Annotated in this window: 11 protein-coding genes; 7 read left to right on the top strand and 4 right to left on the bottom strand. The window is 59.8% G+C overall.

Annotated features, from left to right (window positions below; genetic code table 11):
- Window positions 1-15: 15 nt before the first annotated feature.
- Window positions 16-219, bottom strand: coding sequence for a BPSL0761 family protein (locus P3T23_RS04995; protein ID WP_429315076.1), 204 nt, complete (start codon window positions 217-219; stop codon window positions 16-18).
- Window positions 220-976: 757 nt separating this feature from the next.
- Window positions 977-1,498: a DUF6471 domain-containing protein gene (locus P3T23_RS04990; protein WP_429315075.1), complete on the bottom strand. Its 522-nt coding sequence runs from the start codon at window positions 1,496-1,498 to the stop codon at window positions 977-979.
- 778 nt (window positions 1,499-2,276) lie between these two features.
- On the opposite strand from P3T23_RS04990, the gene P3T23_RS04985 reads away from it, so the two are divergent.
- The 7 genes from P3T23_RS04985 to P3T23_RS04955 all read left to right on the top strand — a co-directional run bounded on the left by P3T23_RS04985 (window position 2,277) and on the right by P3T23_RS04955 (window position 9,161).
- A complete protein-coding gene (locus P3T23_RS04985) occupies window positions 2,277-2,879 on the top strand; it encodes a hypothetical protein (protein ID WP_429315074.1) in 603 nt (200 codons plus the stop codon).
- Entirely contained in the window at window positions 2,876-3,649 is a 774-nt protein-coding gene (locus tag P3T23_RS04980) for a hypothetical protein (RefSeq protein WP_429315073.1), read from the top strand. The genes P3T23_RS04985 and P3T23_RS04980 overlap by 4 nt, the downstream gene beginning before the upstream one ends.
- Window positions 3,646-5,664, top strand: coding sequence for a Mu transposase C-terminal domain-containing protein (locus P3T23_RS04975; protein WP_429315072.1), 2,019 nt, complete (start codon window positions 3,646-3,648; stop codon window positions 5,662-5,664). The genes P3T23_RS04980 and P3T23_RS04975 overlap by 4 nt, the downstream gene beginning before the upstream one ends.
- Window positions 5,664-6,653 (top strand): ATP-binding protein, encoded by a 990-nt coding sequence (locus P3T23_RS04970; protein WP_429315071.1) that lies wholly within the window; start codon window positions 5,664-5,666, stop codon window positions 6,651-6,653. Before P3T23_RS04975 ends, P3T23_RS04970 begins: the two co-directional genes overlap by 1 nt.
- The gene (locus P3T23_RS04965; RefSeq protein ID WP_429315070.1) at window positions 6,650-8,497 is read left to right on the top strand and encodes a hypothetical protein; all 1,848 of its coding nucleotides are present in this window, start codon (window positions 6,650-6,652) and stop codon (window positions 8,495-8,497) included. Before P3T23_RS04970 ends, P3T23_RS04965 begins: the two co-directional genes overlap by 4 nt.
- A 144-nt stretch (window positions 8,498-8,641) precedes the next feature.
- Window positions 8,642-8,977: a hypothetical protein gene (locus P3T23_RS04960; RefSeq protein WP_429315069.1), complete on the top strand. Its 336-nt coding sequence runs from the start codon at window positions 8,642-8,644 to the stop codon at window positions 8,975-8,977.
- The gene (locus P3T23_RS04955; protein ID WP_429315068.1) at window positions 8,961-9,161 is read left to right on the top strand and encodes a BPSL0761 family protein; all 201 of its coding nucleotides are present in this window, start codon (window positions 8,961-8,963) and stop codon (window positions 9,159-9,161) included. The genes P3T23_RS04960 and P3T23_RS04955 overlap by 17 nt, the downstream gene beginning before the upstream one ends.
- A 771-nt stretch (window positions 9,162-9,932) precedes the next feature.
- Here P3T23_RS04955 and trfA read toward each other — a convergent pair.
- Entirely contained in the window at window positions 9,933-10,916 is a 984-nt protein-coding gene (gene trfA, locus P3T23_RS04950; protein WP_429315354.1) for a plasmid replication initiator TrfA, read from the bottom strand.
- A gap of 1,302 nt (window positions 10,917-12,218) precedes the next feature.
- Window positions 12,219-13,499: a hypothetical protein gene (locus tag P3T23_RS04945; RefSeq protein WP_429315067.1), complete on the bottom strand. Its 1,281-nt coding sequence runs from the start codon at window positions 13,497-13,499 to the stop codon at window positions 12,219-12,221.
- Window positions 13,500-13,641: the final 142 nt, after the last annotated feature.

The following is a 13,641-nucleotide window of genomic DNA, read 5'->3' as shown; positions in this document are numbered from 1 at the left end:
TGTTTTCAGTCGTGCTCATCTACACTTTGGATTAGCCCAAACTTCCGGCAGCGCCGAAGCAGACACGTCCAGGTCCACATCCAGTGGATAGTGTCTGAGTAGGCCGGTCGCGACTGTCCGGACGAGCCCCGGGATAGTGACTTCATCCTCCGCTGCGAGCAATTGCAGGAAGCTCCGAGTCTCCACGACTGCTTTGGTGCGCTCATCAGGCGTCGTCATGTCTGTGCTCCCGATAGCATCCGCTCAGTGACGTCGGTGTATGACGTCACGTTGTTGACTTCGCACCATCTGCTCCAGACGTACTGCGCGTGATTCTCCCACCCCTTCGTCCCAACCAGCTGGTAGACACGGCCGGAGCGCGTCGTGCCTCGGAGGGCAATCGGGTCGAACAGAAAAACCGCCGAGCTAACACGGCCTGTACAGTCACGCTGGTCTTGCCCGACGAAATGTCTGGACCCGTCTGAGGTTTCGAGGATGCACCATTGCAATAGTGAGACCTCTGGTTCTTCGCTGACCGGTGCGATTTTCCAGATAGGCATCGCTACGTCTCCCGTATCGAGATTTCAGTTCGGCTCGCTTGTTCCGAGTGCTGGACAATCGCCATATGTGCAGCGAGGACTTCGGTCGCAACGTTAAGACAAGCTTCCACTCGGTACGTCGCGCACCATTCGAACAACGTGTAATGCGCATCCTTGTCCCACTGAACCGGGTCAACCAGGCTACAAGCTCGCCCCGTTGTGGTAGTCGCGGACAGTGTTGCCAAATCGAGCGCGTTTATGGGCGCAGCTTTCCAGACGGCCGTCGTAGCTCGTTGACGCCGAGGTCGCAGTCGCCCGACCAAACGCATCGCGCAGCGGGAGCCGTCCTTGCAGCCACAATGGGTACGTGCGGAATCGGCGGCTAGATTCGCTACAAATGTATCACGCTATAAGTCTAGTAGACGATGGCGGAAAGGCAAGCGCAACCGACGGTAGCCTCACTCGGCCATGCCGTCATCTGGGGGTGGGCGGACTGCTGACACGAGGTCGGGAAAGTCGATATACCGGTCGAGACTCGAACTTCCGAGTGCGACAATGCACTGGAGAAAGCGGGAGAGAGGTATTGCGCCTGATGACATCTGCGGAATGAGCGCTTTCTCGTTGATGTCGGCGCCAATGTCCGCAAGAAGCCTCAGCAATTTTTGCGGCGTGACCCATGGTTTCTGAGCCAATTCTGCTGCGACGACGGCCTGTGCACGGTCTTCCCACGTGCCGCGGATTCTGACCGCATCAATCCACAAGCGCGGAGGAAGAGCGCGGGTCACGTCGATGATTTGTAAGAGCAGAGTCAATTTGACGGTCCCGCGTGAGACGCGGGAGATGAGCGAGCGCTCAGTTTCCTGCACTCCGATGGAAGTCAACGTATCGGCAAGCTCCGCATAGCTGACGCCCTTGCGTTCAAGCGCGACGCGGATAACTCGAGAAGCCAACTCCGCCCACAGCGTATCTGCCTCGCTCACAAAAAGTCCCTTGTCTTTTGGGTGGGATGAGCTAAAGTCGATGTGACAAATGTCGCGCCTGTAACATCCAAAAACAGCGACGTGTTCGCAACGAGCCTATGTCACGCGGGTTCTCAATAGGATTCGCTGCATCGTTGCGCCATACCAATCCAAAAGCCGCGGAACGATAGACACCGGGGAGGATTTTGCTAGCGTGGGAAGTCGGACACCGGGGCGTGCCGATGTCGTTTATCCTGCTTCGGATTTGGCGACTGAATGCCAAGCGATGCACCCAGTGTGAGCAATGTCGCAGTGGTGGGTACTTGCAATGACAGCATCGGATACCACTGCAACCGAGTACCAGTCAGTAACTTGCAGTATGGCGAGAAATACGTTTAGCCGCAAGTGGCGATGGTCGCGCCGACTCCACGTTTTCGCCGGCGATGAAACGGAGGATAGCCCTAACGCGAAGTGTTCGAACACACACTTGTCGGCAATGTGTGCTGTCACGTCTTCAGTACGTGCCGCCAGGCGACCGACTGGCTCTCCTGCGTGTGGGCACGTCCGAGGAGATGCTGGAAATGCTGCAAAAGCGTTGCGTGCCGCGGGACCGCGAACTTTGGGGCATCCGAATTCTCATGGCATTTGAGAATTCTCAACCTCCGTGAGAATGCGCAGTTATGCACCCATTGGTTCAGCCGGATGCCGCTGCTGTTCATGTTTGCAGCTGAAGAGAATGAACCTGTCATCGCCGTCTTGACCCGCGCAAGGGATGAGGGGGACGACGCAGGAGCGGGCGATGAGACAGGTCATCTTCTGTAGAACGCAGTTGGGTGGAGTCCGGTGGAAGGTGAGGGAGTGTATTTGTGCCTTCGTCACCTTGATGGACATCGGTGCCCCTTGTCCTGGGTGGTCAGCTGTCGCCGGTGACCCGTTGCGGCGCTCGGGTTCGGACACCCGACTTTTCCCCGTCCCTCACGACCAGAAATCTGGTTCTTTTCGCCGTGTTGGCCCGCCGTTCAGCAACGCAAATCCCCGTTACTATGCGCCTTATCTCCACCGCCGCGGCATCGTCTTTCGATGTCTTGTGATGCCGCTACTACACCGTGTAACGCTGGCGTTACACGCGCGTAACGCAAAAAAAAATTTCACTGGAAAAATTCTTCACGCATCAGTCGCCTTCCCGTTTTTTGCGTGTAATGTCGGCAAAAAGCCTGCTAAATTTCCCGAAAATCCCGCCGTAAGTGATGCAGTCGATAGCTCAAGTGACTGCATGATGCTGAACAGAAACCGCACTACAGATTTCCCAGACTGGCTCACCTTCGCCCGAATCCTCGCGCGCTTCACGACGCGTGGTCAGGACGCGCAATTACCGCCCGCCGCGGACGGAGGCACACCATGAGCCGCCCGCCCGCATCCTATGGCCGTCGCGGCCACCTGAGCACAGCCAACACCGGTATCCGTCACACGGCCTCAACATACGGCAAGGCGAAGTTCGGCACGTACTGCGAGAAAGCAGACGGCCACCTCATCGTCGAATCCGATGCCGAACGATTCGTCGCGCATCTTCTGGCGATTGACCCGCGCGTCAGGGCCTTTCAGCCACAGCCTTTTTCCGTTGACCTGATTGACCAGCGCCTGCTGTTCACGAAAGAGGCCGTGCGCAGCGCCTGGCTCAGACATCGCGATGTACCTGGCCCGAAGTTCTACACGGTCGACTTCAGTGTCGACTGGCAGGACGGTCTGCGTCACGCCGTGGAGGTCAAGGCTGAGGGTTACGAGGGAGATGATGTCTATTGGGACAAGGTCGCCCGCGCCCGTCCAATTCTCGCCGCGAACGGCTATCCGCTTCGCACCGTGGTCCTTCCGGCGAACACGGCGCATCCCGTACGGATGAATTCCCGGGCGCTCAAGCAGGCCGCGCACCAGGTCAGCTTCTACCTGACAGACGAACTCGTCGAACGCGTCACACGCCGTTGCCAGGACAGTGCTCTCTCGTTGCGCACGCTCTGCTCAGACCTCGCACTTTCACCCGGTCTGGTTCCAGTCCTGCTGGTCAGTGGCGTGCTCGCTGGCGACCTCGTACACCACACCATCTGCGGCACGCTCGAGCTATCCCTCGCGTATGGCGACCTGGGCCATCTCTGCCTGCTCGAAGGAGTAGAAAAATGAACCGCGCGCTGCTCCTTCACGACCGGCTCGCTCCGCCCAGGAATCACAATGCTTACCTGGAAGTCCTTGACCCGAATCCGCGGGGTGGATGCATCAAGGTATTCGACGTCGCGGAGCGCAAGGATAGGTACGTCGAGATGACGGACATCCTTGCAGACATTCACGACGGCAAGCTGGCTGTGCTTCGCGCCGGCAAGCCCCGTTTCAGTCTAGCGGCACAACCGGACGACAAGGCGCTTCATGAACGAAGCCGGCTCATCCGCGAGGCGCTTCGTCGCATCCAGGCTATCCAGAAGCAGCGCGGCCTCAGCTTTCGGCAGGCGTACCGGCTCGCGGCAGATGAGCACGGTCAGGAAGCGGCCTCGCATCCGCATCCGTTTCCGCCGCTGACGACGATGTACCGCTACAGAAAGTCCGATATGGCCGGCCTGCCGGTTCTTCGGGGCGACAAAAACAAGGGTAATCGTGTGCCGCGGTACCCCCAGGAAGTTGATAGCACGATAAGCATCGCAGCCGAGCAACATTACCTGGTGCCAATGTCCCGGTGGTCTCTGAGAGGGTTGGCCGACTATGTCAACCGCACCGTACACGGCACCGTCCTCTCTGCGGACGCTGCTCCGATAAGCGTCCAGTACGTGAAAAAGACCGTCCTGCGCCTTAGCCCCGACCCCGAGCACAACCGGATGCTGCCGGAGGACGCCGTTGCCGGCAAATCATTCGCCAAGAAGCGCATCCGTGCCGAAGCCCCTTTCGAGCGGGTTGAACAGGATGCCGTGCACCTGCCGTTCGTCTGCCAGACGCCGAGTGGAATAACGAGCGTGGTTTATCTCGTGCACGCCATTGACTGCTGCACAAGCTATCCGCTCGGGTGGCGTCTGGTTGTGGGTGCTCCTGTCGATGCCGACACACTCGCGTGCGTGGAGATGTACATGGCGCCCATCAAGCTGAAGCGCTTCAAGGAAATGGGTGTTGACCGCGACATGAACGTGTGCGGCACGCCTGGGCAGCTTGTCTTCGATAACGGCCCGGAGAACAAAAGAAGTCGCATCCAGAACCTGGAAAAGCTCGGTGTTGATGTCAAGCACTGCAGGGCAAGAGCCGGACACGAGAAGCCCTTCATTGAGCGTCTGAACCGCTCGCTTAAGGAAGCGCTGGAAGGGCTGGCGGGATGCACTCGCATGGACGGTAAGGACGGACAGCGTGACCCGATTGCGCTGGGTGACAATCTCCCGACGCTCGACGAGCTTGAGCGCCGGATTGTCCGCTGGTACTACGAAAAGTGGATTCACAACCCGCTTGAGCGTCTGCAGTGGGACGTCGTCCTCACGGGGTTGCCAAAGGGGGACACGCCAGCCGAGCGTTGGAAATATTTCGAGGACTCATGCTTCGCCATTTCCCTTCCGCCATCGCGTGCTGAATGGCTGGCGGCGCTTTACGAACACACGGAGCGCCGGCTGAGCCGAAAGACAGGCATCACCATAGATGGGCTGCACTACAAGGATGACGAAATTGAGGCCTTGATTGGAAAGTATGGGGAAGAACGGATGCTTCACGTGCTTTTCAACCCCGACGATTTTCGACATGTCTACATCTACGAGGGTGACGACCTTCCGCTTATTGCGTTGCCGTTTGAGCACCTGAGACCGGAGACTCCGGCCTGGTCCTTCAAGGAAGCGAAGGAGCAGTTCGCAAGCCACAAGTCTGGTTTCAAACCGGTGCCCCAGGCCGAGAAGTTTGACCAGGACATGCATGAAGCCGTCGTGGCCGACTCTCTTGCACCCAAGCGCAAAAAGCCAGGCAAATACGAGCGCAATCGCGAAACCGCGCGCCGGGAGAAAGAGGCCCAAGCCATCGGGCGCGCAGCCCGGCAGCCGCGCCCGGCGCCTCCGCCAACAAAGGGTAGGTCAAACGCAGGTTCGGATGCACCGCCGGCTGCCATGCCACCCGTCAGTCCGATGCTCGACGACGTGCCCCTGCTTCCCTTCCTGGACCGTAACAGCGGAGATTTACTTTGATGACGCCCGCGAAGCAACTGCGCAAAGCTATCGAAAGCTGCGTACTTCCGCACCCGCTTTTCCTCGAACAATTCAAACCGCTCAAGCGGCGCATCGAGGACGCCATGGACGGAGCGGCGAGCCGAATCGAGCGCGTCATGGGACCGTCGCGCGTCGGCAAGTCAATGCTCATCAATGCACTTAAGCTGGCCTTTCCGGAAACGAAGGTCGACGGGCGGCGCCATGTGCCGGTACTCGTCGTCCCCGTGCCGACGCCCGTGTCACCACTGCTGCTGCCTTCGAGCGTACTCACTGCACTCGGCTTGCCGGTGCAGCGCAGCATCACGTCCGGCGCGATGGGGAACCGCATGCTGGAGCAACTGAAACTTGCCAGCACACGGGTCGTGATGTTCGAGGAAGCGAGTCACCTTGTCGAACCGGGTGCGCGCGTGCCGCCGCGTTCGGCTGGAGATTGGTTCAAGACATTGGCCGACTCGCACAACCTGACGGTCTTTCTGTTCGGCGTGCCGCGCCTCGAGCGTCTGTTCGAGCACAACGAGCAGCTACGTACGCGCACGTCGGCTCGCCGTCTGCTTTTGCCTTATGACTCCCGCATCCCGGAAAACATGGCGGCATTCCAAAGCTGCGTAGCGACCTACGAGAATCAGTTTCGCGAATCCGGCTATCCAATAGACCTGCCGGTGCGAGCGCTCGGGTACCAGTGCTACCTCCTGACCGGCGGACTGATTGGCGTGCTGAGCCGTTTCATGCAGGAGCTGGCGAGCCAGATGGCGTACGAATCGCCGCGAACACTCACGTTCGCCGACTGCCAGGCAGCAGCGAATGCAATCGAGTCCGCAGGCTCGCGCCACTTCCGGGCGTTCGAAAATCCGGATGCCATGCAGTCAGGTGTCGCGCCTGCTGCGCTTCACCAGGCCTTTGTGCAGGTGATGAACGACAACGACCTCGCTGTTCCCGTCATCCATGAACACTCCGGAGGTGCCCAATGAGCCTTGTCGTAACATACGCGCCGCGGGAAGGCGAATCGGGATTCGGCTACTACCGCAGCCTCACGGCCGACAACGTGCTGTCCAACTGGCGTGAACTGGCAGGAATTGCCGGCGTCCAGCGCACTCGCAGCGCGCTGCTGGGACATGCTGATTTTGTCGCCGGACAGCTTGGCCTCGAAAGCGAATGGGCGCATCTGGCGAGCGGGCAGGAAGCGGTCTGCCGTAGCTGGGGTCGCCTGCATCGCGCCCAGAACGACGCTGTCTGTCCGGACTGCCTCGCGGACGAGCCCTGGCTGCGTCATTACTGGGAGCACACGTATGCCACAGCGTGTCCTCATCACCGTATTCAGCTGGTCGACAGATGCAGCGATTGCGGTGAGTCGCTGTCGCCGCATCGGTATCACATCGACCGGTGCGATTGCGGTCACGAACTGCGTATGCTTCCTCGTATTCCGGCAACCCGCTCCCAGCAGTGGTTGTCGACGTTGATTGCGAGTGCAGGCAAACAGTCGGGGGGCATCGAGCCAGACCTGCGTGGCGCGGACATCAATACTCTGGTTCAGGTCGTCGGCACGCTCTGTCTGTACGCCGACCCGACAATGCCGGCACCTCGCCGGAGCGTTGCGCTACCGAAATCCATTGCCGAGGCTGTCGATTTTCTGGAACCCCTCGAAGCTTTGCTCGCTGACTGGCCAGCGGGCTTCAGTGCCCACGTCGAGACGCGTATCGCAACAGGCAAGCCCGAGGCACGAACGCTCAACACGCTGCTCGGCCGCTGGTACATCGACCTGCGCAAGCTCTGTCAGGGCACAGCCCTCGAGCCGTTTCTCAAAATCATCATCGAAGTCGCTGCCGCACGGTTCGACGGTATCCTCGGGCTCGACTCGGCGAAAGCCATCGCGGAGGACGCGACCGAATACATGCGTGCTCCAGACGCGGCTAGCGCCATCGGCGTCAGCGTATCGCGGCTTCACAAGGCCGTCCAGGTTGGCGAGTGTGGATACCGCACGCGTCGCGCCGGAACCCGCGGCCAGCTCTATGAAATTCCGCGCGCCGAAGTATCCCGTGTCCAGGCGTGGCGCGGTGAATGGATGACGTGCGCGCAGGCGTGCGAACTGGCCGGAGCGCCATCGTCCGTGCTGGAACACATGATGGCCGCCGGCGTCATTCGTTCTGACGTCAACTGGCGCCAGGACATCCTCAAGGGAGGCCAGGTCGAACGCGGCTCGGTGGTGGGACTGTTCGAGCGCATTCGCGACGCAGCCGAGCCGGCTGCAGCAGCCGAGGACGAGAGAGTCCTGTGGTCAGCATTCACCAGTCGACGCATGGGCGACCGCCAGGCCATCCAGAACCTGATGCGGGCAATCGATGAAGGCAAGATAAAAGCGGTCGTTCGCGGCCGACGACTCGGCGACATGGCCTTTCGCCGCGACGACGTCGCGGCGTACTTCGGCACACCGCTACTCGAAGCGGGTATGTCGATTCAGCAGTTGTCCAAGTTCACCGGCTGGAAGTGGGAAAGCATCTCGCATTGGATAGAACGCGGCCTGCTCGATTCACAGTCGATTGTGCTCCGCGGCCAGTCATGCCGTGTTGTGCTGCCTCATCAACTGCTCGCCTTCCGGCAAACGTATGTGCCTCTTGCGGACCTGGCGCGCGGCATGGGCACGAAGTCGTCGGCATTGTCGAAGTTGCTGTCCGGCATTGAGCTTGTCGGCGCCCTGCAGCTTCCAGGCGGAAATGCGCGTGGCGGCCTGGTCCGCATCGTAGACCTGGGGCGACTGGCAGTTATCGGAGCGAGAGCAGGGCACGACCTGTTTGTGCCCGCATCGTTGACGCCATGAGAGGGCGAGCGATACGTCGAACTCCCTGCGTGTTCCGACCGGCGATGTATGCGCCGCTCGGGACATGGTTGGGCTCGCGCATAGTGCCGCCCGGCCCATACGACAGAACCGAAGGGTATGACTTTCCACCACCAGGAGACTGTGATGCCTATCTGGAAACCACGCCCCGCTTCCGAATTGCCGAGGATTCCGTTGTCTCGATGGCGCATATTCGAAACGGAGGATGGGAGCCGGCATTTTGTTGGCGTAGACATGTTTGATTGGTCGGGGCGCGTCAGTTCCCCGATAGTGACGTTCGACCCGGTCGCCATGCAGGGTACGACTCAGACGGGCCGAATTTATGAGCTGGTCGGCAGGAAAGGCTCGTCATTGAATGTGGAGTACGTCTGGATGCGGTGGTGCGAACTGTACGAGGTGACGTCGTATACCGACGTCACCGAACGTCTGCTTGAGGGAGCTGATGATGACGACTCCACATGAGCGCACGAAAGCCGTTACTGATACCCGAGAGCTGTTGCAGATGCTCGCGTCTTCCGACGACGCAGCCAGCCGCCGCGAAATTCGAGAACTCGCTGTAACACTACTTCGACACTACCCGCTCGACATCGACTTCGACATTTCGGCTGCGGCGCCGCCGGGAGTCTGGGCTGCGCCGGAACACTAGCGAGCTGGCGCAGCGGCAGTTCCAGAATATCCGGGACGTATCCTAGGCCGGCGCGATGTTGACGATATGTAGCAAACCGGGAGCAGATGATGACCACGCAGCACGTGGCTTCACCGCTTTGTGACGCCACGCGGTCAAGGCGAACGCCAGCGTGGCGCCATGGTTCAGCTAGCCGACCGCCGTCCGGACCACAAGGAGGTAAGACGAGAAGGACCGCGTCGCTATATGGTTCGGTGGGAGCGTCTCAATTCTGGCAGCTGCGTTCGCCGTCGCAGTCATTGTCATGCTGCTGCTCAGATGAGCTATGCCGGGAACGACGACTTCCTGTGCATCCGGCGGGGCTGCAGTGGATAGCTCGGACTCCATCTCGTGGTTTGACGAGGCAGCGCTGTGGTCCCTCATAGCCGGGCTGGCCGTCGATGGCGCTGCTTTCAATCGCGCCACGGACTCATCTGTTCGATATCGACTGTGGAGCCCGACTTCAGGATTCCGGCCAGTTCGAGAATGGACCTCGACTTCGCACGAACCAGGACACATCCGTCTGGCATGAGCACCTAGGTCAGTCGTGCACCGGGCTTTGCACCGAGTGCCTTTCTGACTGCAGCCGGCACAGTAGTCTGGCCTCTCGCGTTAATTCTCGACTCCACTGCAATCCCTCCCCAGTATCCGGCCTCATAGTCAGACACGACATGATGACTTTGACGTCGCGACTACGTGCGTCGCCGGCGGGTCATGGCGCGAGCAATAATCCTTACGTCGCCAATCACTGCGTCATGCCACCCATGCGGAACGGACGACGTAAATCGTCGTACCGTCTTCGGAGAAATGATAGCTCGCCACCCGGCTGCATGCGGGTGTGTCTAGGTCCTTGAGCCTTTCCAGCGCGCGAACCAGACCGACCCTGAAATTCCTCTTGTTGGACTCGTATCCGGAGAGCCGATGCAACAGCTCAACTGACAGCGGCTTCGGATGAGCGTGCCCCGCATAGAAGTTTGCGAGCCATCCTCTCAGTCCATCATATCTCGCAGCTTCATTGTCGACGGCTGTCCACGAGCCCGCCCCGAATAGTTCCGCCACGGATGCGGTGACCCGAAGCAGCAGCACATCACTGCCTTTGAAATCCTCAACAGACCCGCCGTCCTCGAATTTCACTGACAGCAGCTTCGGCACCTCGATGTCCATGCGCTCGTGGCGAACGCGCACCTGGGCAAAGCTCAGGCGAAGCAGGCTCGCCCGAATGGCCCTGTGCGTCTTTGCGCTGTATTTGTTTCCCATCCGGCGTGCGAACTCGTAAAAAGTGGTTCGCTCATACAGGAGGCTCTCTTCTGGGCAAAGAGGTACCTCGCGGTAGTAATCGAGGCAGGTTGAGTAGACCAACCTGTCGAACTGACAAAGGCCGTACCCGCTGGACATCACGGTCGTGTTCTTGAACGTGGCAATTTTCTCTTCAGCCGCCAGACATGTCGAGCGACCCGCGAGCAGGTTCGCGTTGTCGGTCTGCACGCTTCGCCCCGCCGAAAACAGGGCAGAACGGAGAAACGCGTTCGGCAGCGCCCGCGCCGATGCGGACCAGCCCGGCAAATAGACGTCCGAGCCCATGCGGGTAGCCTGTCGCCGCCGCGAATGGTGAATTTCGTCCGCAGTGGCATTCGCGGGAAGTTCGGCGACCGCCGGTTGCTCGAGCGCTTTCTTTTTCCGACGTTCGAGTCCGTCGGCGATGTCCAGGAGCTGCTTCGCCGCACCGATTACAGTCATCTGCTGGTCGGGAGCAGCAGTAAGTGCCGCGTCGGCCGTGCGCTTCCCTAGAGCGCGCAGTTCAGCGACTTTGCCCCCTGGATGCCTTGTCGGCTGCAACCTAGTCATTTTGTTGCTCCGTGAGCTGGACGATGTCTATCATCGTTGTCCACGACACCGCGGCGTCAGCGAAGCGGGCTTCATGTAATCTGGAAGGCGCGCGCCGCGAAATGCACAGGCGGCTCGGACGGTAAGCCGGGGAATGCTGGCAGCGCGAATCTGGTCTGGTCATGGCGAACACATGCAGGTTGGTGATACCTGTGTATATGCGCGCAGCACGGCCACGAAACCATGTAAATGAGCCTCGCAGCGCTACTTTCTGAAATATCCCGGAAAAGCAGGGTAGATATTCGCACCGGCTACAGATTGCGCGACTTGCACTGTGCATCGGCGTCGCTTGTACCGTACATCGCTGGCACTTGTACCGCGCATCGCGGCAGCTTGTACTCTGCATCGCATTCCGCGTAGCTGACGCGAAAAACAACCAGGGGGCTCACGGAGTTATTGCGGGCTGCCGCGTTGCCTAATATCTATAGACTCAGTAATCGAGATAGCCGGGCGAGTGCAGCCCAGGGCCGGCGAACTTCTCCGTCAGCTGACTCCCGGTGCTCCAAGACCGCGCGGATACCTCCGACCGAGTCTGCCTGCATTGTTTTGTCGCGCGACATCGCCGGAGGTTCGAGGAAAACCGCGACGCGGCGTATTTGCTGGAGAATGCGAACGGCAGTCACCGGTCCTGGTCAGCCAGGCGCGCCTCACGCGGGTCTGTTCTCACCCTCCCGTGCGATGGCAACCGGACGGTCGTTGCGAATGCCACCGGGACTGAATCCGCAGTCGACATTTGGCTGACCAGGGCGGGCGGTGCTGCACCGGACGTCTTGAGTCCCGCTACCGCCCGATTGGCATATCGCTCCATGTTTCTGAATTGCCCTCCACAAACAGTCCGGCCTCATTGGGGTCCCGAAGCGGACTGCGCAACTCCCGTATAGCGGCGTATGCCCGAATGCGCGCCGATGAGCCAGTCCCCGGCGCGCCGCTGAGCCTCGATGTGAATCGGCGGGTCGCATCAACGATAACCATGAGCTGACTGATGCTTCAGTCAGCGTGCCCACTCTCGCCGCGACTATTCGAGCTAGAGGCCCATGTATGTGAGCCGGTCCCGCGGTACCGCTCGTCGGTGACCGGTCGTTATTTCGTCCAGCGCTTCCTCAATCGCGATGTGCGTCAATAAGGGCGGGTTAGCTCTGGTGGTTCGCGTCCGCGTTAGCTCGCACACATCCGAAGCTCGCCGATGCATCCATCCTCTACCTCGAACACAAGGTATGTAGGTTTGTCGTGCGTCAAAAGGAGCGCGTCAGATGCCAGAACGTCCTTCTTTGCCTCGTGGGCACCGGTAACCAGGTCGTCAGACAGCGCCTGAGCCGCTTCGCGCACATTGGTCTTGCGAATGGCCAACGTGGTGCCGTTATTCCAGATAGAGGAGAAGTTCCGGCAGTCACGCTCAGCACTCGCTTCAATGGTTCGCAGGTGAGCCTCGACCTCTTCAGCAGTGTGCAGCAGACGCTCCATGCGAGCCAGCTTCAGCGCCGGTTCCCCGGGGTAAAGCGACAGCACATACCAAGCCAGCGCACGCGTCTTCAGGGTGAGACGCAGGTCCTTCGCAAGGTCTTTGAGCTGCTCATACTTGGTCACAGTGTCCTTTTGGAGGTCCTCGGTTCCGAACGTCTCCTTGTGCTCGACGGGTTGCTCGCACCGCCGAAGCAATTCCTGCTGCAGATGGTGCTGGACCTGAATCAGTTCACGGTCGCAGCTCTCGAGTTCTGTACGAATTGCTGGTGATAGCTCGCCCTTGCTGATGGTTGATGCGGCCTGCGCGAGATATTCGTAAGTTCCTGTGACCTTGGCGCGGCGCTCCTCGTTGAGGAAATCCGAGACGTCCTGAACACCCTTGCGAATGTCGTCCAACTTGGCGGAGATATCAGCCAGGTGCTTCTGAGCTACGACGACCGATGCCACTTGCCAGACCGCAGCAGCATTGACCATCGTCTGCAACTTATCGGCTTCGAAAAGCTTTGCGTGTTCCGAGATTTGGTTGTTCGCGTCCACAGTCCATGCCCGGAGACCGATACCGTCTTTGGCCCGAACGAGGTCGCCGTTGATGACAACTTCCATCAGGCGTTTGCCGCGATGCCCCTCCTCGACGAGCAACGAGGGAGCGGCCTGCAGTCCTGCGCTCAGCCTGGAAATCAACATTGAATCACCTGGCAATGCCTTCGCCTGCCGATATCGCTCTTCGTCCGTAAGGGGAGCAATGCGGACGCCGGGCCGCTGGACATCATCGCCAAGCACGATGGCATGGGGTAACGACTGCTTTGCTTCAGGCAGTTTGCTTTGGGAGTCTTGAAACATTAGCGTGTCCTTAAAACGAAGGGTATTCGAGCGTGCTTGGCCAGGCCTGCGACGCAAACTCCTGGTGAAAAGCGCCATACCTCCACCCGCCAGAGCTACAGTAACGCCGAACCACGAGATGTAGTGAATGGTCACGATTTTTTCCGCGCGTTGCCTGTGCGTACAGATGCTCGCCAACGTTGCGTATGCAAGGCGTCGAACAGGCTCGTCCCCGGATAGCCAGCGTACTATGACACGACAACCTTTCGCTCACCACGCCGATTCTGAAACCTTGTCT

The sequence above is a fragment of the Paraburkholderia sp. GAS448 genome, from assembly GCF_050435685.1.
GTDB lineage: Bacteria > Pseudomonadota > Gammaproteobacteria > Burkholderiales > Burkholderiaceae > Paraburkholderia.
This window is presented reverse-complemented; position numbering and strand designations above follow the sequence as displayed.